A 24,544-nucleotide genomic window follows, 5' to 3' on the forward strand; every position below is an offset into this window, starting at 1 on the left:
AGACGGGGAATTCAATGACCTCGAAAGACCACTTCGGCGGCGGCAGCCAGCTCGAGGAGTTGAATGGGTTCACGAACCCGGGGCTGCCGGAACACAAGCCCCGGCTCGCTGACCGTGATCCGAAAGCCGCGAAGGTCGCCGAACGCCAGGTTGCGTTGTGGTTCGTCCTGTCGATGGTCGGAACCATCTGGTTCATCGTCGCCTACTTCCTGTTCACCCCTGGCGAGACCATGCAGAGCATTCGACTCCACAACACCTCCATCGGCCTCGGCGCCGCGGTAGCGATGTTCTCCATCGGTGTCGGTGCTGTGCTGTGGGCGAAGAACCTCATGAGTGATCATGAGGGCATCGACGAGCGCCACGACATCGGCGGCAGCGAAGAAGATCAGGCTGTCGCCCTGGAGATTCTTCACCAGGCGAAGGAAGAGTCCGGGATCGCCCGACGCCCTCTCCTGCGCAATACGCTGATCGCCGCATTGGCCATCGCTCCCCTGCCTGCAGTTCTCGTCTTCCGTGACCTGGGCCCACTGCCCGGTGACAAGATGTTCAACACGCTCTGGGGCAAAGGCGTTCGCCTGATCCAGGATCCGGGCGGCATTCCATCGGTAGAATCTGAACGACCGATCAAGGCAGACGACATCACCATCGGCTCGGCGTACCATGTGCTGCCAGCCGGCATCGGCGACGAAGAGAATGCCGAGCACCCTCTTGAGGAGAAGGCGAAGGCTGCTGTTCTGCTCATGCGCATCGATCCTAAGGAACTCAAAGAGGATCCGGATCGCAAGGAGTGGTCGCACGACGGCATCGTCGCGTATTCCAAGATCTGCACCCATGTCGGTTGCCCCGTTGCACTCTATGAGCACCAGACGCACCACCTGCTCTGCCCGTGCCACCAGTCGACGTTCGATGTGACCGAACACTGCAAGGTCATCTTCGGCCCGGCCAAGCGTCCACTGCCGCAGCTGCCGATCTCGGTCGACAGCGACGGCTACCTGGTCGCGCAGTCAGACTTCCCTGAGCCCGTCGGTCCTACGTTCTGGGAGATCAATCACCCATGAGTACTACACAACCCACAACCACCATCGGGAAGGCCGCGAACTTCGCCGAGACTCGAGTCGGGGCTTCGGTCCTCGTGCGCGAGTTCGGACGGAAGATCTTTCCTTCCCACTGGTCGTTCATGCTCGGTGAGGTCGCTCTCTACAGCTTCGTCATCGTTATCCTCTCCGGAACGTTCCTGACCTTCTTCTTCACCCCCGCAATGGGAGAGATGCACTACGAAGGTCCTTGGGCTCCACTGCGCGGCATCGAGATCTCAGAGGCGTACAACTCGACCTTGGCGATCTCCTTCGAGATCCGCGGCGGTCTGTTCATCCGCCAGATGCACCACTGGGGTGCGCTGCTCTTTGTTGCCGCACTCAGCATTCACATGCTGCGCGTGTTCTTCACCGGTGCGTTCCGTCGCCCTCGCGAGCTCAACTGGATCGTCGGTGTGCTCCTGGTCATCATGGGTATGGCGGCTGGCTTCACCGGCTACTCGCTGCCCGATGATCTCCTGTCAGGTAACGGTCTGCGAATCATTGACGGCATCGTCAAGTCACTGCCTTTGGTCGGAACGTATATGTCGTTCTTCATCTTCGGCGGTGAGTTCCCCGGCAATGACATTGTGGCCCGGCTCTATTCGCTCCACATTATGATCGTGCCCGCACTGCTGATCGCTCTGATCGGTATCCACTTGGTGTTCGTGGTCGTGCATAAGCACACGCAGTACCCCGGTGCAGGCAACACCGAGAAGAATGTGGTCGGCGAGCCTGTTCTGCCGACATTCGCAGCGAAGGGAGGAGGATTCTTCTTCCTCATCTTCGGCCTGGTGGCACTGATCTCGGCACTGTTCACGATCAACCCGATCTGGAACTACGGCCCGTATGATCCATCACCAGTGTCTGCAGGCACCCAGCCTGACTGGTATATCGGTTGGGCCGACGGATTCCTGCGCATTGTTCCCGGTTGGCTCGAGTTCTACATTGCCGGTTGGCCGATCTCGTTGAATATCAACAGCGCGGTCGTTGTCATGGGCGGTGTCTTCGGCGCCATGTTCATCTATCCGTTCTTCGAGTCCTGGTTGATGAAGGACAAGCGCGAGCACCACATCTTGGATCGTCCACGCAACAACCCGACGCGTACAGCCATCGGTGTTGCAGGCATCATCTTCTACTGCAACATGTGGGCTGCAGCTTCGGGCGATATTGTTGCTGTGTTCTTCCAGATGTCACTGAACGACATGATCTACATTTTCCGAATTCTGTTCTTCCTTGGACCGATCTTCGGCTACATGATCACGAAACGTGTGTGCATCGGCCTGCAGCGCAAGGATCGCGAGATTGCACTGCACGGGCGGGAGACGGCCAACATCATCCGACTCCCCCACGGCGAGTTCCTTGAGCGGCACGAGGCTCTGCCTCCACACAAACTGTGGAAGCTGACAGGATTTGAATCGCCTATGTACACGCCTGCGGAGCCGAACGCGGAGGGTAAGATCACCGGACTCGAGAAGTTCCGTGCGAAGCTTTCCAAGTTCTTCTTCGAAGACCGTGTCGCTCCGGTGACGAAGCAGGAGCTCGAAGCCTCGCATCACCACCATGATTCGGTTGAATCAGACACTCACAACCAGATCGGTCACTGATCGAGCCAGAGTTCCAATCTCGGCGCCCTGAGAAAGCGGGCGATTGATCGAGGGGTCCAGCATCAATGCTGGACCCCTCTTTCGTACCCACGGGGCTCTCCCTCCCATCAGTTCCGCTCGGCGGCCAAAGAGAATTTCCAATACGCCATGAAGCCATGCCCGTACGGTGCCCGGTCTGTCTGAGAATGCGGGCGCACAAACAGGGTGCAGCTGGCGGAAGAGTGGATCACCTGTGAACAGTGCCGTCGCAGAGTGCGGTCCGATTCAGCCACGTCACGATGCCACCTCATGCCTCCAGGAGGGCCGCGCTGCATTGCGTTGGACTGAGGTGCACTCCGTTGGACTCGGCTGCGCTGCATCGGGCTCCGCCTATTCTGCACAGCGAACTGCCTCAGCGCCCCGCTGCTCGAGTGACCCCTGTGCCTTAGAGAATTCACCGCGTAATGAGTGGGTTAGACTCTGCCATCTCGGACGGCGGCCGATTGCGGGTACTCATCCCCTTGGTGCTAGATTCCGTCTGCATCTGCCCACCCGCTGAGACTGCCGGCTGTCGAGAATTCTCCTGCCAGCTTCGTGCCTGGGCCGGTGAGCTCGTTGTGCATGGTGGTCACGACCAATCACGAGGAGTGGATGGGCAGAAATCGTGGCCGCCCGTGGGCAGTTCTCTTGGCCACTGGTGGGCAATTCTCGTGACCCCCTATGGGCATTTCCTACCGACTGTTGACAGCTGACGACCGCTGGGCGAATGCCGCTGAAGAAGATGACGGACGTTCCATAGACCCTGAAGTGCCGTCTCCTCGCGCTCTGAGCAACAGGAAGCGCCCCCTATTGGGCTTTGGGCTGTAGGCCGCGCCTGCATCCGCTGGGATGATCGTCAGGTGCTGCGACGGCCGTGCCTCTGACTCGACGAACGCCGAAGTAGTTGCCGACCCAAATCATGGCTGACGAGGGACCTGTACGGGGCTGGTGAAGTCGCCCCGACAGTTTCCCCAGTGCGGCGTCGTTAAGACCACCCAGCGTTGTACAAAGCGACAAGCGGGTGATCCCAGCCCGACTTCGATGTCAGCGGTCACTTCATAGTGCCCGTCGACGGCCACGAAACGATTTCTCGCGAAGATGGATGAGGCGCCGACATGCATCGAGGATGGGACGAGGGAGACGCGATCACCGGTGTCCTCTTCGCACCGATGAGACCACACGCGTCACCAGCCTCTGCAGGCCCGCCTGAGCCCTCGGACGGGCAAAGGGCGGGAACAAAGGCTTGCCGAGGCCCACAATGGCCTCGGCCGGACTGTACAAGCTACTGGTGCACCCGCCTTCGCGCGCACAGACAGAGGCAGACGAGGACTCGGACCAAAGAAGACATCGCAGTGTCCAAGGACAACTCTCACACGGCCGCAGCACACGATCGCAGCTTCGGGACAAGAGAGTCACGGATCCCCTTGCATGAGTGAATGCACTGATGGCCCGGACTCGTATGAGTCCGGGCCATCAGTACTATCTGTAATCAGTATTCGCTTTGCAGCAAATCAGTGGGCGTGATCCCCACGATCATGCTCGTACGACAGTCCGACCAGAGCGACGAGGCCGAGGACGGCGCCGAAGGGGAAGATCCACCAACCCATGGCGATTCCGTAGAAGGCCACAGCTGCCGCACCTGCACAGGCGATCGGCCACCAGCTCCAAGGGCTGAAGAAGCCGTAGTCCGCATCGGCATCGGAGATCTCTGCCTGCTCGGAGTCCTGTGGCTGGCGACCGACACGACGGTCGGTCAGCCACAGGTAGACACCGACCATGCCTGACATGCCACCGGTGAGAAGCAAAGCGGGGAAACCAACCATTTCGCCGAAGTCCGTGTAGAGGCCATAGGCAACGGCGACAATCACGAAGAACACTGCGTTGACGAGGAAAAGAGTGATCGACGACTTCACTTGACATTACCTCCGGCGAGTTGCGGTTCAGGGGTGCCGTGCCCGGCGTATTCGAGCAGTTCGGGATGGTTCACATCGAATGCCGGACGTTCCGAACGGATACGGGGCAACGAGGTGAAGTTGTGGCGTGGAGGTGGGCAGGATGTTGCCCACTCCAGTGAACCGCCGTAACCCCAAGGATCGTCGACCGTGACCTTCGGTGCATTGCGTGCGGTGATCCACACGTTCCAGAAGAACGGAACCATCGACAGACCCAGAATCATTGCGCCGACAGTGGACACCTGGTTCATCCAGGTAAAGCCATCCTGAGGGAGGTAGTCCGCGTAACGACGGGGCATTCCGTCGACACCCAACCAGTGCTGGACGAGGAAGGTGCCGTGGAAACCGATGAACAGCATCCAGAAGTGGATGAGTCCAAGCTTCTCGTTGAGCATCTTGCCTGTCCACTTCGGCCACCAGAAGTAGAATCCGGCGAACATCGCGAACACGACGGTACCGAAGACCACGTAGTGGAAGTGAGCAACCACAAAGTAGGTGTCCGAGACCTGCATATCGAGAGCAGGGCTGGCCAGGATGACGCCGGTGAGACCACCGAACAGGAAGGTAACGAGGAATCCGATGGACCAAACCATCGGGGTCTCGAAGGTGATCGACCCTCGCCACATGGTGCCAACCCAGTTGAAGAACTTCACGCCAGTCGGAATTGCGATGAGCATCGTCATGAACGCGAAGAACGGCAGCGCCACAACTCCTGTGACGTACATGTGGTGAGCCCACACGGTCACGGACAGGGCAGCAATAGCAATCGTCGCGAAGACCAGTTCCTTGTAGCCGAAGACTGGCTTGCGGCTGAAGACTGGGAAGATCTCAGTCACGATGCCGAAGAACGGCAAGGCAATCACGTAAACCTCAGGGTGTCCGAAGAACCAGAACAAGTGCTGCCAGAGGATCGGTCCCCCGTTCCCGGGGCTGAAGACATGGGATCCCAGTATTCGGTCAGCTCCCAAGACCAGCAATGCGGCCGCGAGAGGCTGGAAGGCCATGAGAACCAGAATGCCGGTGATCAGCGTGTTCCAGGTGAAGATCGGCATACGGAACATGGTCATACCAGGAGCACGCATCGTGATGACCGTGGTGATGAAGTTGACTGATCCGAGGATCGTTCCGATTCCCTGCAACGCCAGGCCGAGAACCCAGAGGTTTCCGCCGGCGCCCGGGGTGAAGGTTGTATTGCTCAGAGGCGCGTACGCAGTCCATCCAAACGAGGCTGCACCCTGAGGGGTGAGGAAGCCGGAGATGGCGATGAGGGAGCCGAAGAGATACATCCAGAAGGCGAACGCATTCAGACGCGGGAACGCCACGTCGGGTGCGCCGATCTGCAGCGGCATGATCACGTTGGCGAAACCGGAGAACAGCGGAGTCGCGAACATCAGCAGCATCAGCGTGCCGTGCATCGTGAACAGCTGGTTGTACTGTTCCTTGGTCTCGACTATCTGCATACCCGGGTCGAAGAGCTCGAGACGGATGATGAGGGCCATGACGCCGCCGACGCAGAAGAAGAGGAACGACGCGATCAGGTACATATACCCGATCGTCTTATGGTCGGTCGACGTAACCCAGTCGACGATGATCTTCCCCTTGCTCCGCGGAACAACAGGGGCGTCAAGGGCCGACTGATTCATCGTTGCGGTCATTTTTCAGCACCTTCTTTCGGGTACCAGTTGCGATCGTACTCAGGTCCGAGCTGACCCTTGTTGCCGTCGTCGGCGAGGGACTTGGTGTAGTCCTCGAACTCGTCCTTAGATACGACCTTCACATTGAAGAGCATTTCGGAGTGGTATTCACCGCACAGCTCAGCGCACTTGCCCACGTACTCGCCTTCTTTCTCGGCGCGCAGATGCAGACTCTGGTCGTGACCAGGAATCATGTCGCGCTTCTCGAGGAAAGCGGGGACCCAGAACGAGTGGATGACATCGCGTGAGCGCAACTTGATCTCAAGGTCGGTATCGACCGGGAGGTAGAGGGTCGGTGCCTTCTCCCCCGGCTTCTCCGTGCCATCGAGCGCTACCTGCGTTCCTGCGAAGTACACGTCTTGATTGACGTAGTTGAAGTCCCATGCCCATTGTTTTGCGGCGATTTCGATGACCTGGTCACCGGGTGTGGTGTCGTCGGTGGTCTTCTCCATGACCTGGACGCTCTGGAAGAAGAATCCGAGGACCAAGATGACTGGAGTGACCGTGAACAGAATTTCGATCGGCATACTGTAGCGCAGCTGCACAGGCAGTCCGCGATCGTTCTTGCGGCGGCGGTAAGCGACCATCGCCCACAGGATGAGTCCCCACACGATCAAGCCCACGATGAGCAGGGCGATCCATGCACCGTTCCACAGGGAGGTGTATGCCTCGGTGTGGTTGGTGGCGCCCTTCGATTCGGCGGGGAAGAATCCTGTGGAGATCTGCTCTTTCGTGCAGCCGGACAGCAACGCCAGTACAGCGACGGCGCCCAGAGTGCCGAGCCGCTTCGCCCAGGACCTTCCCGGTCCTGCCTGATTCGGAGAATCCACGTGCAGCCTTTCACAACCTTATTCGCCGTCCGGGTGCCCGAAAGACGAATTCTTACTATGTCAGTTACCAGAGTACCGCTACAAGCGGTAGAAATTCACATGCAAATGATCATTTGTTGAGAATAACCTGACAACGATCACCGCGGAGAGCGGAATCTAGCCGGGCAGAGTAGTCGAGACCACTGATCTCCGACACGCCGAGGCTTGCCAGGTGTGACGTCTGCCACTGCGTATCGATGAGCCATTCACCGCTGTCGTCATCAGCGTCGACCGAGGTGGGAGCTGTTGGGGACGTCGTTTTGTTGAAGAGGGACACCAGGTGCACCAGGGCGGCTTTGGAAGCATCACGCTGGGTGTGAAACATCGATTCTCCGGCGAAGAACGAGCCTATGGCGACTCCGTAGAGACCGCCGACGAGGACGCCCTCGGACCTGACCTCCACGGAGTGTGCCCACCCGGCCCTGTGGAGACCCTGATAGAGGCGGATGATGTCCTCGGTGATCCAGCTGCCGGGTCTGTTGGGGTCTGCGCAGGCTCGGATGACCTGTTCGAAATCGGTGTTGACGCTGCATTCGAATCGGCGCATCGACTTGCGCAGGCTCTTGCTGACCTTGAGGTCGCCGGGGAGCAGGACTCCGCGTCGCCGCGGAGCCCACCACCCCATGCGCCCGGTGCCGCCACCGCCGATTCCCATCGGAAAGAGTCCGGCCCGATACGAAGAGAGGACCTGGGGCTGCGTTGCCGTGTATGACACGGCGCGCAGATCCTCCAGGTCCATCTCAGTGACTTTCAGGTCTGTTTCAGCGGGCTGACATCAGTGGAATGAGTCGCCGCACGCGCAGGAACCGCCCGCGTTCGGGTTGTCGATCGTGAAGCCCTGCTTCTCGATGGTGTCCGCAAAGTCGATGGTCGAGCCGCCGAGGTATGGCACGCTCATCCGATCAACGATGACCTCGACGCCGTCGAAGTCTCGCACTGCGTCACCGTCAAGCTGACGCTCGTCGAAGTACAGCTGATAGATCAGACCAGAGCAGCCACCGGGCTGAACGGCCACACGCAGACGCAGGTCATCGCGACCTTCCTGCTGCAAAAGGCTGCGCACCTTGTCTGCTGCCGTGCTCGAGAGTTCGACCTCGTGCGTGGCCATCGCTTCGTTCGTCACAGTCATGGTTACTCCTTATTTCGATCCTGCCTGTCTCCAGGCTACACCGGCGACAACGTTCTGGGTGGTGAACCTATTCCCGAGTCGGCCTTCAGTTGGCTGCCAGTTTCTGCAGCAGGAGCGCCTCGGCGACGATCGCGGCCTTGAAATCGGGCAGATACAGCGACTCATTGGCGCTGTGGGCCCTGGCATCCGGGTCCTCGACTCCCGTGACCAGAATGGATGCTTGCGGGAACACCTCGAGGAGATCGGCGATGAACGGGATTGAACCGCCGATGCCCATGGTCACGGATTCCTGTCCCCAAGCCTCGGTGAGAGCGCGTTGTGCGGTCTGCACCACCGGGTCGTCCAGCTCGGCCTGCCACGGGCTGCCGCCCTCAGTGTCCCCGATGGTCAGTGTGGCGCCGAAGGGGAGGTTCTCGCGCAGATGCTTCTCGACTGCCTCAACAGCATTGGCCGGAGTGTCTCCGGGTGCCAGACGGATCGACAGTTTTGCCCGCAGGCTTGATTGCAGAGTGTTCGAGGAAACGTCGACGTCGGGGATGTCGAGTCCGATGACAGTGATCGACGGCTGAGTCCACAGGCGTGAGGCCAGTGAGCCGGAACCGATGAGTGAGGTCGATTCGAGAACACCGGAGTCGGCACGGATCGTCGTCTCTTCGTAGTCGATGTCACTGCTGGTCTGTGACTTAAGACCGCTGACGGCCACGGAGCCGTCCTCATCGTGGAGGGTGCCCAGCACCCGTGTCATCGCCAGCATCGCATCGGGAACGATCCCGCCGTACATTCCCGAATGCACGGCATGATCGAGCGTGGAGATCTCGAATTCGATGGCACACATACCGCGCAGGCTCGTCGTCAGTGCTGGAGTTCCGGCCGCCCAGTTGCCGGAGTCAGCGACGACGATGACGTCGGCGGCGAGCTTGTCCTGATATGTCTCAAGGAAGTTGCGGAAGCTAGGGCTGCCGGCCTCTTCCTCTCCTTCGATGAAGAGGGTCACACCCACGCCGAGGCGATCTGCCAGGAGACGCAGAGCGGTGAGGTGGACCATGATGCCGGCTTTGTCGTCGGCGGCTCCACGACCGTAGAGCCGCTCCCCCGTGCGGGTGGCAACGAAGGGCTCAGTGTTCCAGGCTTCGACCTTGCCCGGAGGCTGGACGTCGTGGTGCGCGTAGAGAAGCACGGTCGGTGCACCTGCAGGAGCCGGCACGGAAGCGACGACGGCCGGGTAGCCTTCGGAACCGTCTTCCTGTGCCGCGGTCAGGATGTCGACGTCGAGTCCCAGATCTCGGGCAAGTCCGGCCACAGCCTCGGCGCTGGTCCGAACGTTTGCGGGATCGAAGCTGGGCCAGGCGACTGACGGGATCGCCACGAGATCGGTCAGCTGGTCGATGACCTCATCGAAGATGCTGTCGAGTTCGGTATGTAATTGTGCACTGTCCAGTGCAGAAGTCGATTCGCTCATTCTCCAAAGGTAGTATTCATTAGGTGTTCGGAAGCAAAAAATCTCCTGAGGATGCGCAATCCTCCGACAATCGACCGGTGAACGATGACGGTTCACACCCTGGCGCTGCCTCGCAGCGTGAGGCTGAGCAGAAGAAAGGACGGCCGACGCCCAAACGCAGTCAGCAGGAATCGGTGCGCAAACAGCCGCTGGTTTCGAAGGATCGCAAGGTGGCGAACCAGAAGGCCAAGGAACAGACGCGCAAGGACCGCGATCGTGCCCGCATCGGCATGATGAACGGTGAGGAACAGTACCTCACGCGCCGCGACAAAGGCCCGCAGCGGCGCTATGTTCGCGACTACATCGATGCGCGCTTCTCCATCGGAGAGCTCTTCATCCCCGCTGCGATTCTGATCCTGGTGGTGGCATTCACGCAGCCGGTGGCCATTCAGCAGTACTTCACCTACGCGGTCTGGGGTCTGCTGGCGTTGGTCATCCTCGATGGCGTGATCGTCAACTACATCCTCAAGGGACGGTTGAAAGCCAAGTTCGGAACCGTCGAACGTGGACTGGCGTTCTACGCAATCATGCGCAGCGTCCAGATTCGTCCGCTGCGCATGCCCAAGCCTCAGGTCAAGCGCCGCCAGTACCCGAAGTGAGCAGAGTCCGTGAACGGGCTCCACGAATGATCCGTCCGGGCCAGAATGGTCCGGAGTAGATCATCTCTGAATAGGTTTGAACCAGATCAGCGCCCGCCGCAAGCCGGGCGCTGATGTCATTGGCATCTGATATTCCGCCGACGGAGATGATGCTGAGGTTGTCGCCGACGGTGGCCTTGACCAGACGAAGGACTTCCAGCGACCGCTGAGCCAAGGGTCGTCCCGAGATGCCCCCGGCTTGACCGCGAGCGAAGTCCGCTTCCGGGCCGTTGAGTACGTCGCGATTGATCGTGGTGTTGGTGGTGATGAGTCCATCGACTCCCGAACGCATCGCGAGGTCACAGATCTCGGCGACATCCTCGTCATTGAGATCGGGTGCGATCTTGACCAGCAGCGGCACGTGACCGAGCGTGGAACGAGGCGTCGTGACCACCTCGGCGGCGGCAGAGCGTACCGCGTCGATGATGGGTTCCAGACTCGACACGGACTGCAGGTCACGCAGACCCGGAGTGTTCGGAGAGCTGACATTGATGACGAGGTAGTCAGCCAGAGGCGCACAGAACCGCGCTGAACTCGCATAGTCCTCGACGGCGTCGGCAGCGTCGACGACCTTGGTCTTGCCGATGTTGATCCCGACTATCGGGCGCTGTGCCGCGGGCAGGGAGGCAAGGGACTTCCGCTGTTCTTCGATGTTGAAGGCGGCCTGCCGGGCACCCTGGTTGTTGAATCCCATCCGGTTGAGCAGCGCCATGTTCTTGCGCAGACGGAACAGTCGCGGCTTCTCGTTGCCGGGCTGAGCATGAGCAGTGATCGTGCCGACCTCGATGTGGCCGAAGCCCATCGTCGACAGAGCACGAATCCCCTCACCGTTCTTATCGAACCCAGCCGCCAACCCGAGGCGATTGGGAAACTTCAGGCCCAGCACTTCGACCTGATTGCGGGTACCGCGAGCCATCACGAGTCGGAGCAGGCGGCCCAGACCGGGGATGGAATCGAGGACTTTCAGTGCTGTGAACGACACATGATGTGCGCGTTCGGCGTCCATGGGGGCAAAGAAGAGTTTGAAGAAAAGTGAGTACACACCCACCAGAATATGTCAGGTGGCGATGTGACCGATGGACGGCACGGTCCAGGGCCTCCAGGAAATCATGCACTTGCCTGGTCAGAATGGTCACAGTTTATCCATCCAACGCGAAATGGCATTAGGATCGATTCAACGTTCAAAGACGATGAAAGGGAATATATGCCCAGTGCATCCACGCCCACCAGCTACTCTTCGACCACACCTGTGAAAGCCACCGCTTCGGTTCTGGTGTTGGGAGTAGCTGAGGACAAGGCCATCGGCCTCGATACTGCGAAATCCGCACGCACCGCTCTCGAAGACGTGGTTCGCGCCATCGAATTCACCGGAAAGGCCGGAGCCACTGCACGTGTTGCAGCGCCCAAGGGCTTTTCCGCATCGAGCATCCTCCTGGTCGGACTCGGCGCCTTTGACGCCACAGCGCGCGGCACCGACGCCGCAGCGAAGTCGCACGAGGTGCTCCGGCGCGCTGCAGGCAATGCGCTGCGTGCCCTGGACGGTGTGGACTCGATCGCAGTGGGACTGCCGGCGCTCACCGCCGAGGCTGTCGAAGCCATCACCATCGGTGCAGGGCTCGGTGCCTACCGCTTCATCGACTACCGCAGCCAGGATGCAGACAAGATTCCCGGCACCGTCACCATCCTCGGGCCCAAGAGCAAAGAGCACACGGCCGCGCACTCCAACGGTGCGATCATCGCCGCGGCGACGAACCGCGCCCGCGACCTCGTGAACACCCCACCCCTCGACCTCTACCCCGAATCCTTCGCCCAGCGCGTCAAAGAACAGGGCAAGGACCGCAAGCTCAAGGTGAGCGTGCTCGGCGAGAAGGAACTGGAGGCCGGTGGATACGGAGGCATCATCGGCGTCGGACAGGGCTCGACCCGCGGGCCACGCTTGGTCAAGGTCGAATACTCTCCCAAGGGTGCCGACCGCCACGTCAGCTTCGTCGGCAAGGGCATCACCTTCGATTCCGGCGGCATCTCCCTCAAACCAGCAGCGAGCATGGAGGACATGAAGTCCGATATGGCCGGTGCTGCTGCCGTCGTCCAAGCTCTGTTCGCGATCGCCGACCTAGGACTGCCCGTCCGGGCGACCGCCTGGCTGCCCTTGGCCGAAAACATGCCGGGATCATCGGCCACACGCCCCAGCGACGTTCTGCACATGCGCAGCGGCAAGACAGTGGAGGTCACCAACACCGACGCCGAGGGCCGATTGGTCCTCGCCGATGCATTGGCAGACGCCGATGCAGAGAACCCCGATCTCCTCATCGATGTGGCCACACTCACAGGTGCGCAGGTCGTTGCTCTGGGCAATCGGACCTCGGGAGTCATGGGTGCCGAAGAGGCACGCAATCTCATCACAAGCTCCGCGACCCATGCCGGGGAGGAGATGTGGGCGATGCCCATCCCCGAAGAGATGCTCTCCGGCTTCGACTCCAACGCCGCGGACCTGAAGAACTCGGGACCGCGGCCCGGCGGCATGCTCGCAGCCAGCGCCTTCCTCCGGGAATTCGTCAGCGAGGGCGCCAACTGGGCACACATCGACATCGCGGGACCGAGCTTCAACACCGGCTCCGCTTTCGGCTACACACCGGTCGCCGCCACGGGCGCGGCGGTCCGCACTCTCATCGAGGCAGCAAAGCAGGTGAACTGACAAAACAGTTTCTACACGCTGTCGATATGGACGTGATCATCCACACCTGTGTCCAAACAGACAGTTTGTGCTTTCGCCCTTGGCGAGAAAAGTGGAAAGATAGAAGGAAAGCTGCGTACGGCAGGCTTATTCACAGCTACGAGGAGTAATCCGTGAGTGACTCATTGACCTACGACCTTGTCGTTCTGGGCGGCGGAACCGGCGGCTACGCTGCCGCACTGCGCGCTGCAGAGCTCGACATGAAGGTTGCTTTGATCGAACGCGACAAGGTTGGCGGCACATGCTTGCACCGCGGTTGTGTTCCGACGAAGGCCCTTCTGCATGCTGCAGAGGTCGCCGACACGGCGAAGGAATCGTCGAACTTCGGCATTGAGGTCGAATTCAAGGGAATCGACATCGAGAAAGTTCTCGACTACAAAGACAATGTCATTTCTCGCAATTACAAGGGCCTGCAGGGGCTGGTGAAGGCACGTGGAATCGACACGTACTTCGGCACCGGCAAACTGACAGCTAAGGACACCGTCGAGGTTGACGGTGAAGACGGTAAGCACGCTGTCACCGGCGCCAACGTCCTCCTGTCCACCGGTTCGACGTCGAAGACCATCGGTCTCGACATCACCGAGCGTGTCATCACCAGCACCGAGGCTCTCGAGCTCGACAAGGTTCCTGGTTCGGCGATCGTCCTGGGCGGCGGCGTCATCGGCGTCGAGTTCGCAAGTGTGTGGTCGTCGTTCGGCGCCAAGGTCACCATCGTCGAAGGACTCAAGCACCTCGTTGCCAACGAGGACGAGACCATCTCGAAGAATCTCGAACGGGCCTTCAAGAAGCGCAAGATCGGCTTCAAGCTCGGCACCATGTTCAAGGGCGTCGAGGAGACCGCTGACGGCGTCAAGGTGACTCTCGAAGACGGTTCGGTCCTCGAGGCTGAGTACCTCCTCGTTGCCGTCGGTCGTGGTCCGGTCACCGAAGGCTTCGGCTTCGAAGACCAGGGCATCCCGATGGACCGTGGATTCGTCCTCGCCAACGAACGCCTCCACACTGGCGTCGGCAACATCTATGCCTGCGGCGATATCGTTCCCGGGCTGCAGTTGGCTCACCGCGCCTTCGGCCAGGGAATCTTCATCGCCGAGGAGATCGCAGGGTTGAACCCGGTTCCTGTTCTGGAATCAGGCATCCCTCGCGTGACCTACTGCGAACCCGAGATCTTCTCGGTCGGACTCTCGTCCAAGCAGGCCGAAGAGCAGTATGGGGCCGACAGCGTCGAATCCATCGAATACAACCTGGGCGGAAACGGTAAGTCCGTGATCCTGAACACCAGTGGTCTGATTAAGGTCATCCGTGAGAAGGACGGACCTGTTGTCGGTGTCCACGGCATCGGCGCTCGACTGAGCGAGCAGGCCGGCGAAGCCCAACTGATCGTCAACTGGGAGGCATTCCCAGAGGAAGTTGCGCAACTCATTCACGCTCACCCGACGCAGAATGAAGCACTCGGCGAGGCCCACCTGGCCCTTGCCGGCAAACCCCTGCACTTCCACTCTTAAGATCCGAGGAGACGAAAGACATGTCGAATTCCGTGCAGATGCCGGCTCTCGGTGAGTCGGTGACCGAAGGAACAGTCACCCGCTGGCTCAAAGAGGTCGGCGAAGAAATCGAAGTAGACGAGCCGTTGCTCGAGGTGTCGACTGACAAGGTCGACACAGAGATCCCCAGCCCCTACGCAGGTGTCCTAGAGAAGATCCTGGCTGACGAAGACGACGTCGTCGAAGTCGGCGGAGATCTGGCCTACATCGGCGACGGCAGCGGATCCGACTCCGCAGAGTCCGCCGACGCAGAGGGCTCCTCCGGCGAGGACATCTCTGAATCCACCGAAGAATCCGAACCCACAGCGGCCGAAGAGACCGAGGAAGCGTCCTCGGACTCAGCCGACGAATCAGAAGCCGAAGCTCCAGCCTCATCCGGTTCCGGAGGCGAAGGCACAGAGATCACAATGCCTGCCCTCGGTGAGTCCGTGACCGAAGGTACCGTGACTCGCTGGCTGAAGGACGTCGGCGAAGATGTTGAGGTCGACGAACCGCTCCTCGAGGTGTCCACCGACAAGGTCGACACCGAGGTGCCCTCCCCCGTGGCGGGAACCGTTCAGGCACACCTGGCAGAAGAGGACGAGACCGTTGAGGTCGGTGCGCCTCTGGCTCGCGTCGGTTCCGGATCGGGCGAGGCAGAGTCTTCCGCTGCTGCAGAGGAAGCTCCGGCCGAGGAGCCTGCTGAAGAAGAGGCACCAGCTGAGGAGCCTGCCGAAGAGGAAGCTCCCGCTGAAGAGCCTGCTGAGGACAAGAAGTCTGTAGCTGCCGAAGAAGCACCGAAGCAGGAGACCCCTGCCCCGGCTGCGTCGAAGCCAGCTGAGGAGCAGTCGGGCTCGCAGGGTTCCGCATCCGCATCCGCTCCAGCGGCTGCGGACACGGTCGGTGAAAATGCCGCATACGTGACTCCTCTCGTGCGCCGATTGGCACGCGACGAAGGCGTCGACCTGAGCTCAGTGACCGGAACCGGAGTGGGCGGACGCATCCGCAAGCAGGATGTCATGGCCGCAGCCGCCAACCGTTCTTCTGCCTCGTCCGGATCTGATGCTCCGGCAGCCGGTGGTGCGAAGACACCGTTCAAGCTCGAGATTCCCGAAGAGGCTGCGAAGCTGCGCGGCACCACGGAGAAGGCTTCGCGCATCCGACAGACGATCGCCAAGCGGATGAGCGAGTCCCTCGAGGTATCGGCTCAGCTGACTCAGGTCATCGAAGTCGATATGACTCGTGTCGTGAAGCTGCGCAAGGCCAACAAGGATGCCTTCCAGTCCAAGCACGGCTCGAAGCTGACCTTCCTGCCGTTCTTCGGCAAGGCCGTCGTCGAGGCGCTCAAGCAGCACCCGAAGGTCAACGCACAGTACGATCTGGAATCCCAGGAGATCACGTACTTCGACCACGAGCACCTGGCGATCGCTGTGGACACCCCACGCGGTCTCCTCGTACCTGTGATCAAGGACGCTGGGGATCTGAGCATCGCCGGGATCTCGAAGGCCATCGACGATGTCGCGGATCGGACTCGCAACAACAAGATCATGCCTGATGAGCTCTCGGGTGGAACGTTCACCATCACCAACATCGGTTCGGTGGGTGCTCTGTTCGACACTCCGATCATCAACCAGCCGCAGATGGGCATTCTGGGCACCGGCACGATCGTGCGACGCCCGATCGTCGTCAAGACCGAGGACGGCGAGGAATCGATCGCCATCCGTGACATGGTCTACCTGCCGCTGACCTACAACCACCAGCTGGTTGACGGCGCGGATGCAGGACGCTTCCTGCAGACGATCAAGGCACGTCTCGAAGAAGGAAACTTCGAAGCGGATCTCGATCTCTGATTCGTTTCAGCTGAAAGGCCGGTCACTGATGTGGCCGGCCTTTCTCATGCCCTCAGCGGTCGATCGCAGTGACGGCCAGAACTCTCCAGGCGCCACCAAGGGGCACCAGCTCGAACTCGACATGGGCGGGCGCGAACCCTGACTCGTCTCCCTCTGTCTTCACGCTCGTCGACATCTGAGCCTCAACGACGATGTGGTGGCGTGTCTGCTCGCTGATCACCGGATCGCTCAATTCGATCGTGTAGTCATTTCCCACGAAGGTGTCGAGGTCGAGTAGTTCATCGGCTGCAGCGGCCGAAGAGTCTGGGACAGTCAGTGCGGCCAGGGCCTGATCGTCGCCGGCGCTCAATGCCTCAGAACGCTTCAGGCAGAGATCATCCAACAACGCCAAGATCTGGCTCTCCGACATCTCCTCGACATCGGCCTGGGAGTCGTCGGTGTTCGTGGAAGGAGTCTGCCTCACGCTCGGACTCGCATCTTCTGCCGAACTCACCGAGGCAGTGCTGTCCCCCGAACTCCACGATCTGACCATCACAGCACCTCCGATGATCGTCATGATCACGGCAAGGAGAACCCAAGCACGGGGCCCAGTCGTCCGTTTCCCAGGCCGCCGACCGCGTAGCGGCAACCAGCCCCGCAGGCCCTCCCCTCCCCCTGCCGCTAACGAGGACAGTCGATTCCGCAGCGACGCAGTCCCCCGGTCTCGACGAGGTCCATGACGGCGTCTGCCGCCACGTTGCCGGCTGACGCCACCTTCTCGGCTGGCGGCCCGCAGGCGGGCCGCCGCGCCGGTGCTCTCAGCCGGCCGAGCAGCCTCTGCTGGCTCGGGAGAAAGTGCGACGATGGATGGCTTGATGGCTCGCAGCCGAGCCGTCAGGGCCTGCCCCGGGTCGAGATCGCGTTCGGCGGGCAGGAGCGGGAGGGCACTTGGCGTCCCGGTTCGACGCAACGTCGCGCTCACCTCGGCGAGGATGTCGTGGAGACCGGAAGGTGGTGTCGAATCATCCAGCAGCTGTTCTACAAGTGTCAGCAGCGGCTGGGAACACCCGGGAAGGGCGATTCGCACGGGCAAGGGACTCTGGGCCCAAGGGCGACCATGCGCGGCGTGATAGATCATCTCTCCGATCGCGAATCGCGCCGAGGCAGGCGACGTCCGGCTGATGCCGGGAATGATACGCGGACGGCCTTCGGCATCGAGTCCGATGCTCTCGAGGCAGAGTCTTGATTGCGCATCGGTGCTCCCCCGCAGTTCCTCGACGATGCCGAGGAAGAGTGTGCACAATTCCCCTTCCACCAGTCCTTGGTAGGAACGGACAGCGTCGAGGACGAGTCCGCCGGCGAGTGGTTCGACGAGGAGCAGAGATGTGGAGCCGGACGGCAGATCCACGTTGGCAACTCCAAGTGCTTGCGGGTGATCTGTATCGAAGCCCTGGTGGTCGACTCCCCAGATCGTCTGGCCCTGATCGTTCACGAGTCGGTGAATGTCATCAGAGACCGGTGCTTGGAGTTCCCACGTCATTGTTCGTCATCTCCGTCGATGGATACTATAACGCCATAAGCGCTGTTTAGTAGCTCTTGTTCTTATTTAATAGTGTTTGGTGATCGAGTGTAAGTCAAGAGGCAGACGCTATTCGAAGGTGTCGAGGCTCATCTTCGATGAAATTGAACCCCTGCGACAAGAGACATAGTCTTGTGCCATGCCTCTGGTCACAGAAACGCTGGGTTTCGCACCCGCCTATTCGGATTACCTGCGAACCTGGGACTTGCAGAAGAAATATCACGAAGAAGTGCTCGCCGAGGATCGTGAATCAACGATTCTCCTGCTCGAACACCCGCCGGTCTACACTGCCGGCAAACGCACGGAAGACCATGAGCGGCCCACCGACGGCACCGAAGTCGTCGACGTCGATCGTGGCGGGAAGATCACTTGGCATGGCCCTGGGCAGCTGGTGGCCTACCTCGTGTACAAGCTCAATGACACCAAAGAGGTCAAGCTCTTCGTCTCGCAGCTCGAGGACTCGATGATCGAACTCCTCGCCGAGTACGACATCGCAGCCACCACCATCGAGGGACGCGCAGGTGTCTGGATACTCGGTGACGGCACCCGCCGCGACCGGAAGATCGGCGCGATCGGCATCCGCATCCACGAAGGTGTGACCATGCACGGTCTGGCCCTGAACTGCAGCAACGACCTCGGCGCCTACGAATCGATCATCGCCTGCGGGATCACGGACGCCGACACAACGACCATGAGTGCCGAACTCGGCCGCAGCGTGACTCCTGAAGATGTCGCTGCCCGCCTTGACGAGATCCTGCACAACCACATCACAGCCTAGGAGAATTGACGTGACGATAGCGCCAGAAGGCCGCCGCATGCTCCGTGTCGAGGCACGGAACTCAGAAACGCCGATCGAGGACAAGCCTGCTTGGATCAAAGCAAAAGCCCATATCGGCCCCGAATACACTTCCCTGAAGTCACTGGTGCGTAAGCAGGAGCTGCACACGGTCTGCGAGGAAGCCGGCTGCCCCAATATCTTCGAATGCTGGGAAGACCGCGAAGCGACCTTCCTCATCGGCGGCGAACAGTGCACGAGGCGCTGTGACTTCTGCCAGATCGACACCGGAAAGCCTGCCGACTTCGATGCCGATGAACCTCGCCGTGTGGCCGACTCTGTGCAGGACATGGGGTTGCGCTACTCGACTATCACCGGTGTGGCCCGCGACGATCTCGACGACGGCGGTGCCTGGCTCTACGCAGAGACCGTGCGTCAGATCCACAATCTCGACTACTCAGATGGCAGCGGTACAGGTGTAGAACTCCTCATCCCCGACTTCAATGCAGAGCCGGATCAGCTGGCCGAGGTCTTCTCCTCGCGTCCGGAGGTGCTGGCTCACAACGTTGAGACGGTTCCCCGCATCTTCAAGCGCATCCGTCCCGCCTTCCGCTACGAACGTTCTCTGTCCGTGATCACCCAGGCGCGCGACGCGGGCCTCATCACGAAGTCGAATCTGATGCTGGGCATGGGTGAGACCAACGACGAGATCATCGCAACACTGCGCGATCTCCACGAAGCAGGTTGCGATCTCATCACGATCAATCAGTACCTGAGGCCCTCACCGCGGCACCACCCCGTGACTCGGTGGGTCAAACCGGCCGACTTCGTGATGCTGCGTGACGCAGCGGAGGACATCGGCTTCTCGGGCGTCATGTCCGGTCCCCTGGTCCGTTCTTCCTACCGTGCCGGTCGCCTGTGGGCGACGGCCATGCGCCATCGAGGCGAGCAGATACCCACTCATCTCTCCCACCTTGACAAGCACACCCCCGCCAAGCAGGAGGCTCAGGCCGTTGTGGATACATTCGGCCCGGGCGAAGAGGTAGACTTGACTGCTGAGCAATGAGAGCGTTCGGGGCCCGGCCTCGACGTCGATACGTCATTCAAGAGCAAGTGAGAGCATGAGCGAAGAACCGCGCAAGGGACTTTTCCGCCGGAAGCCCAAGGATCCGAACAAGAAGCCGGGCCGCCTGGCGCAGATGAAGCAGGTCTACGAACTGTCGGCCAAGCACAATAAGGCCACACCGTGGCTGTTGGCTGCCGCCATTCTCGGCTGCACGTTGCTGGGCCTGTTGGCCGGGCTTCTGTTCGGCGGAGCGGTCTTCACCACGATCCTCGGCTTCATGGTGGGTCTTCTGCTGGGCATGTTCATGCTCGGCAGGTTCGCTGAGACGGCTGCCTTCGCACAGATGGAGGGACAGCCGGGAGCCTTCGGTGCCGTCCTCAACACCGCTCGCCGCGGCTACCTGATGGACGACAAGCCCATCGCCATCGACCCGAAGAGCCGCGACCTCGTCTTCCGCTCCACTGGTCGTGCCGGAGTCGTGCTCCTCAGCGAAGGTTCGAAGGGCCGCAGCGCGAAACTGCTGGCCAAGGAGAAGAAGCGCCATGAGCGCATCCTGCCCACCGTCCCGGTGCATACTTTCCAGGGCGGCAATGAGGAAGGCCAGCTGAAGATGAAACAGGTTGTTCCGGCAGTCCAGAAGCTTCCTCGCAAGCTCAACAAGACCGAAGTGCTGGCTGTACGTAATCGCCTTGCCGCTCTCGGCACCCAGGGCACCCGTCCCCCCATCCCGAAGGGCATCGATCCGAACAAGGCTCGCCCGAACCACAAAGCGATGCGCGGACGCTGATCGAAAAGTACCGCGTTGAGCTTGGCGTACAGCGTTGAGCTGGTCATACATAGAAGTGGGGCACCGACTCAAACGAGTCGGTGCCCCACTTCTATGTATCGGATCCGCCTGAACTGCGCTCAAGCGGGTCGTGGCCTCAGCGCTTGAGGATGAACGTCCCGGCAGCCAGATCGTGGAGACCACGATTGTCTCGGTTGAAGATCAGTGCGGGAATGACGAGAACGACGAGCACAGTACGGATGAGCGTCTTGACGAAGCCGGGCACATGACCGTCCAGGCGACGGACCTCGATGCCGAAGATCCTGTGGCCCACCGTGTATCCAAGAGTCGAGACGAGCAGGAAATGCTCAAGTGCGAAGAGGCCCGGAGCCAGGAATGGATTGGACGACCCGATGAGGTTCGCGATCGCCAAACACATGAACCAGTCGACTATAAGTCCCAAGAGCCTGCGCCAGGCGGGTGCCGCCGAATGCGATCCAGTCTCGGGCAGTCCCAGCCGTCTGCCTGGCCAATCGCCTTCTTCTCGCTCAATCTTGGGCCCCTCAAGCCAGGAGCCGAGGTCATCGCGATTAATCACGGACCCAGTTTACCCAAGTCGAACCTGGACGAATCCTCAGGAAACATGCCCGAAACACGGACGACATCACCGCTTCACTCGCTTGCAACTAAGATTGGGAATGGTCAAGTCGAACGACCACCGTAAACTAACTAGGAGACTAAGTGTTCTCGTCTGCTGAAGAACTCGTCAACTACATCTCGGAGAACGACGTCAAATTCGTCGATGTTCGTTTCTGCGACCTCCCCGGTGTTGTCCAGCATTTCAACCTTCCTGCAGCCTCGTACGGCACAGAAGAGATCACCGAAGGTCTGCTCTTCGACGGTTCCTCTATCACGGGTTTCCAGGGCATCCACGAATCGGACATGAAACTGCTCGCAGATGTCTCATCGGCCTATATCGACCCCTTCCGTGAGGCCAAGACCCTGGTCATCACACACTCGATCGTCGATCCATTCACCGATGAGCCCTACTCTCGCGATCCCCGTCAGGTTGCGGCCAAGGCCGAGGCCTACCTCGAGAGCACCGGAATCGCCGACACTGTATTCTTCGGCGCTGAGGCAGAGTTCTACCTCTTCGACTCGATCCGCTACGAGAACACACCGGGCAGCAGCTTCTACAAGATCGACTCCGAAGAAGCCGCCTGGAATATGGGCGAAGACGAGCCGGGCGGAAACCTGGGTTATAAGACTCCCTTCAAGGGCGGTTACTTCCCCGTCTCACCACAGGACAAGTTCGCTGACATTCGCGACCACATGTCTCTGACGTTGGAGCAGATCGGCTTCGAGATGGAGCGCGCCCACCACGAGGTCGGCACTGCAGGCCAGCAGGAGATCAACTACAAGTTCAAGACCCTACAGCATGCAGGCGATCAGCTCCTCGACTTCAAGTACATCATCAAGAACAGTGCCTACGAACTGGGCAAGTCGGCCACCTTCATGCCCAAGCCGCTCTTCGATGACAACGGCTCAGGCATGCACTGCCACCAGTCCCTGTGGAAGAACGGCGAACCCCTCTTCTATGACGAGAACGGCTATGGAGGCCTCTCCGATCTGGCTCGTTGGTACATCGGCGGTCTCATCGAACATGCCGGCGCCGTTCTGGCGTTCACCAACCCGACGATCAACTCGTACCGCCGCCTCGTGCCCGGATACGAAGCTCCCGTCAATCTCGTCTACTCAGCACGCAACCGCTCGGCCGCGATCCGTATTCCGGTCACTGGCAGCTCACCGAAGGCCAAACGTCTTGAGTTCCGCGTGCCGGACCCGTCGACCAACCCGTACCTGGCCTTCTCCGCACAGCTGATGGCCGGACTCGACGGAATCCGCAACCGCATCGAGCCTCCGGAGCCTATCGACAAGGACCTCTACGAGCTCCCACCTGAGGAAGCCAAGGACATCAAACTTGTCCCAGGCTCTCTCGATGAGGCCCTCATCGAACTCGAGAAGGACCACGACTTCCTCACCGCCGGAGACGTCTTCACCTCCGACCTGATCGAGACGTGGATTCGGATCAAGCGCGAGAACGAGATCGAGGTGGCTCGTCTGCGTCCGACCCCGACGGAGTTCGAGCTCTACTACGCACTCTGATCCAGAGTCGTAGAGTTCGCTGGCTGCCGGCACAGAGCACGTAGGCCACAGCCCTAAGGAATACAGTGGGGGCGTCACGGGTTCACCCGTGGCGCCCCTTAACGCATCTGACCAGGTCAGCCTTCGCCGGTGACCACAACTGACACAGGGATGGACAATGACGCACTTCGATCTTCTTCTGATCGGTACAGGTTCGGGGAACATGTTTCTCGACGACCGATTCTCCGGCCTCAACGTTGCGATAGCCGAGGAATGGCATTTCGGCGGCACCTGCCTCAACGTGGGCTGCATACCGACGAAGATGTTCGTCTATCCAGCCACGATCGCCGAACAGGCCGCCGATTCGAAGCGCTATAACCTCTCGACTGATTTCCACAGCGTGAATTGGCCCGCGCTGCAGAAGCGGATCTTCGACCGTGTCGACGCTATCGAAGCCGGAGGTCGGGACTATCGCAGCGGCGACCGTCAACCGAATGTGAGCGTCGTGGCCGAACACGTTCATTTCACAGGACCGAAGACGGTGAGCACCGCCTCGGGTGAGGAGCTCACAGCTGATCGCATCGTCATCGCGGCCGGGGCCTCCCCCGTCATTCCCAAGGCGGAAGGCCTCGACCCGCAGCTGGTGGATACCGACGGCTATCCCGTCTACACATCGAACTCGATCATGCGCATTCCCCAGAGACCCGAACGTCTGGTCATCATCGGCTCAGGCATCATTGCCATGGAGTTCGCCCACGTCTTCGCCGGATTCGGGGCCGAGGTGAGCGTGATCGCACGCGGCCCTCGTCTGCTCGGCAACATCGATGAGGACGTCTCGGATGAGTTCACCGAACTCTTCGAACGCACCCACACCGTTCACCGCGGTGCCGAGGTGTCCTCCTACAGTTTCGACGACGGCCAGGTCAGCGTCACTCTGAAAGCCAGCGGCCGCCTCGGCGGGGTCGATCTGCCCTCTCGGATCGACGCGGATGCGGTCCTCATCGCCACCGGGCGCACACCGAACACCGCGAGCCTGAATGTGGGCGAAGCCGGATTTGATGTTCTTGATGGAGCTCGTCTCAGCGTTGACTCACGACAGCGCGTGCTTGCTCACGGCCAGCCGGTCCCAGGAGTCTTCGCACTCGGCGACATCAGCTCTCCTTATCAGCTCAAGCACGTCGCCAATCATGAGGCCGACGTCGTGGGCGACAACCTCGCGCTCGACGTGGCAGCCGGATCCCCTGGAGGCGCCACCGAGGCGGATCTGCGCGAGGTCAATCATCACGCCGTCCCTGGTGCCGTGTTCACCTCACCCCAGGTCGCCTACGTCGGCATCACGGAAGATGAAGCGCGGCAGGCTGGTTACGACGTGAGTGTAAAGGTGCAGAAGTACTCCGACGTGGCCTACGGCTGGGCGATGGCCGATGACCCCGGGGTCGTGAAGCTCATCGCAGATAAGACGACGCGCAAGATCTTGGGCGCACACATCGTCGGTCACGAGGCCTCGATGATCGTACAGCCTTTGATCCAGGCGATGGCGTTCGATCAGCCCGCAGACGAGATGGCCAAACGTCAGTATTGGATTCATCCGGCGCTGCCTGAAGTCGTTGAGAACGCACTCTTGGGCCTCGAGTTCAACGACGACTGAGGAT

Annotated in this window: 20 protein-coding genes; 11 read left to right on the forward strand and 9 right to left on the reverse strand. The window is 60.5% G+C overall.

Annotated features, from left to right (window positions below):
• Positions 1–14: 14 nt before the first annotated feature.
• Both INT29_RS01940 and INT29_RS01945 read left to right on the forward strand, forming a co-directional pair.
• Positions 15–1,058, forward strand: a complete 1,044-nt coding sequence (locus tag INT29_RS01940; protein ID WP_101574394.1) for a ubiquinol-cytochrome c reductase iron-sulfur subunit — start codon at positions 15–17, stop codon at positions 1,056–1,058.
• Entirely contained in the window at positions 1,055–2,680 is a 1,626-nt protein-coding gene (locus INT29_RS01945; protein ID WP_101574393.1) for a cytochrome b, read from the forward strand. Before INT29_RS01940 ends, INT29_RS01945 begins: the two co-directional genes overlap by 4 nt.
• Before the next feature lie 1,529 nt (positions 2,681–4,209).
• Here the strand turns inward: INT29_RS01945 and INT29_RS01950 are convergent.
• The 6 genes from INT29_RS01950 to INT29_RS01975 all read right to left on the reverse strand — a co-directional run bounded on the left by INT29_RS01950 (position 4,210) and on the right by INT29_RS01975 (position 9,801).
• On the reverse strand, positions 4,210–4,611 hold the full coding sequence (locus INT29_RS01950; RefSeq protein ID WP_101574836.1) for a cytochrome c oxidase subunit 4: 402 nt from the start codon (positions 4,609–4,611) through the stop codon (positions 4,210–4,212).
• Positions 4,608–6,305: a cytochrome c oxidase subunit I gene (gene ctaD, locus INT29_RS01955; RefSeq protein WP_101574835.1), complete on the reverse strand. Its 1,698-nt coding sequence runs from the start codon at positions 6,303–6,305 to the stop codon at positions 4,608–4,610. Before ctaD ends, INT29_RS01950 begins: the two co-directional genes overlap by 4 nt.
• Complete coding sequence (gene coxB / locus INT29_RS01960) at positions 6,302–7,174, reverse strand: cytochrome c oxidase subunit II (protein ID WP_101574834.1); 873 nt, start codon at positions 7,172–7,174, stop codon at positions 6,302–6,304. The genes ctaD and coxB overlap by 4 nt, the downstream gene beginning before the upstream one ends.
• Before the next feature lie 109 nt (positions 7,175–7,283).
• On the reverse strand, positions 7,284–7,952 hold the full coding sequence (aat, locus tag INT29_RS01965; protein ID WP_193070566.1) for a leucyl/phenylalanyl-tRNA--protein transferase: 669 nt from the start codon (positions 7,950–7,952) through the stop codon (positions 7,284–7,286).
• A gap of 36 nt (positions 7,953–7,988) precedes the next feature.
• Positions 7,989–8,342, reverse strand: coding sequence for a HesB/IscA family protein (locus tag INT29_RS01970; protein ID WP_101618722.1), 354 nt, complete (start codon positions 8,340–8,342; stop codon positions 7,989–7,991).
• An 85-nt stretch (positions 8,343–8,427) separates the two neighbouring features.
• Entirely contained in the window at positions 8,428–9,801 is a 1,374-nt protein-coding gene (locus tag INT29_RS01975) for a dipeptidase (RefSeq protein ID WP_193070567.1), read from the reverse strand.
• 77 nt (positions 9,802–9,878) lie between these two features.
• Here INT29_RS01975 and INT29_RS01980 point away from each other — a divergent pair, with 77 nt between their 5' ends.
• Positions 9,879–10,439, forward strand: a complete 561-nt coding sequence (locus INT29_RS01980; RefSeq protein ID WP_257930285.1) for a DUF3043 domain-containing protein — start codon at positions 9,879–9,881, stop codon at positions 10,437–10,439.
• Here the strand turns inward: INT29_RS01980 and INT29_RS01985 are convergent.
• On the reverse strand, positions 10,414–11,520 hold the full coding sequence (locus tag INT29_RS01985) for a quinone-dependent dihydroorotate dehydrogenase (protein ID WP_193070568.1): 1,107 nt from the start codon (positions 11,518–11,520) through the stop codon (positions 10,414–10,416). The genes INT29_RS01980 and INT29_RS01985 overlap by 26 nt on opposite strands.
• Before the next feature lie 162 nt (positions 11,521–11,682).
• Between INT29_RS01985 and INT29_RS01990 the strand changes: the two genes are divergently transcribed.
• From INT29_RS01990 to sucB, 3 genes are all read left to right on the forward strand, one after another.
• Positions 11,683–13,173 carry a leucyl aminopeptidase gene (locus INT29_RS01990; RefSeq protein ID WP_193070569.1) on the forward strand — a complete coding sequence of 497 codons (1,491 nt, stop codon included), beginning with the start codon at positions 11,683–11,685 and terminating at the stop codon, positions 13,171–13,173.
• A 152-nt stretch (positions 13,174–13,325) separates the two neighbouring features.
• On the forward strand, positions 13,326–14,714 hold the full coding sequence (gene lpdA / locus INT29_RS01995; protein WP_193070570.1) for a dihydrolipoyl dehydrogenase: 1,389 nt from the start codon (positions 13,326–13,328) through the stop codon (positions 14,712–14,714).
• Between the two features lie 20 nt (positions 14,715–14,734).
• Positions 14,735–16,582, forward strand: a complete 1,848-nt coding sequence (gene sucB / locus INT29_RS02000; RefSeq protein WP_193070571.1) for a 2-oxoglutarate dehydrogenase, E2 component, dihydrolipoamide succinyltransferase — start codon at positions 14,735–14,737, stop codon at positions 16,580–16,582.
• Positions 16,583–16,634: 52 nt separating this feature from the next.
• Here sucB and INT29_RS02005 read toward each other — a convergent pair whose 3' ends face one another.
• A complete protein-coding gene (locus INT29_RS02005; RefSeq protein WP_193070572.1) occupies positions 16,635–18,101 on the reverse strand; it encodes a hypothetical protein in 1,467 nt (488 codons plus the stop codon).
• Positions 18,102–18,279: 178 nt separating this feature from the next.
• On the opposite strand from INT29_RS02005, the gene lipB reads away from it, so the two are divergent.
• From lipB to INT29_RS02020, 3 genes are read left to right on the forward strand one after another with little or no spacing between them, the layout of a single operon-like run.
• Positions 18,280–18,918, forward strand: coding sequence for a lipoyl(octanoyl) transferase LipB (gene lipB / locus INT29_RS02010; RefSeq protein WP_193070573.1), 639 nt, complete (start codon positions 18,280–18,282; stop codon positions 18,916–18,918).
• A gap of 10 nt (positions 18,919–18,928) precedes the next feature.
• Positions 18,929–19,981, forward strand: a complete 1,053-nt coding sequence (gene lipA, locus INT29_RS02015; RefSeq protein ID WP_101574823.1) for a lipoyl synthase — start codon at positions 18,929–18,931, stop codon at positions 19,979–19,981.
• A 55-nt stretch (positions 19,982–20,036) separates the two neighbouring features.
• Positions 20,037–20,768, forward strand: coding sequence for a DUF4191 domain-containing protein (locus tag INT29_RS02020; protein WP_101574822.1), 732 nt, complete (start codon positions 20,037–20,039; stop codon positions 20,766–20,768).
• A gap of 136 nt (positions 20,769–20,904) precedes the next feature.
• Here INT29_RS02020 and INT29_RS20515 read toward each other — a convergent pair whose 3' ends face one another.
• Positions 20,905–21,345, reverse strand: coding sequence for an RDD family protein (locus tag INT29_RS20515; RefSeq protein ID WP_101574821.1), 441 nt, complete (start codon positions 21,343–21,345; stop codon positions 20,905–20,907).
• 143 nt (positions 21,346–21,488) lie between these two features.
• Here INT29_RS20515 and glnA point away from each other — a divergent pair, with 143 nt between their 5' ends.
• Both glnA and INT29_RS02035 read left to right on the forward strand, forming a co-directional pair.
• Complete coding sequence (gene glnA / locus INT29_RS02030; RefSeq protein ID WP_101574820.1) at positions 21,489–22,913, forward strand: type I glutamate--ammonia ligase; 1,425 nt, start codon at positions 21,489–21,491, stop codon at positions 22,911–22,913.
• Between the two features lie 157 nt (positions 22,914–23,070).
• On the forward strand, positions 23,071–24,540 hold the full coding sequence (locus tag INT29_RS02035; RefSeq protein ID WP_193070574.1) for a mycothione reductase: 1,470 nt from the start codon (positions 23,071–23,073) through the stop codon (positions 24,538–24,540).
• Positions 24,541–24,544 lie beyond the last annotated feature (4 nt).

The sequence above is a fragment of the Brevibacterium sp. FME37 genome, assembly GCF_014897485.1.
Classification (GTDB): domain Bacteria; phylum Actinomycetota; class Actinomycetes; order Actinomycetales; family Brevibacteriaceae; genus Brevibacterium.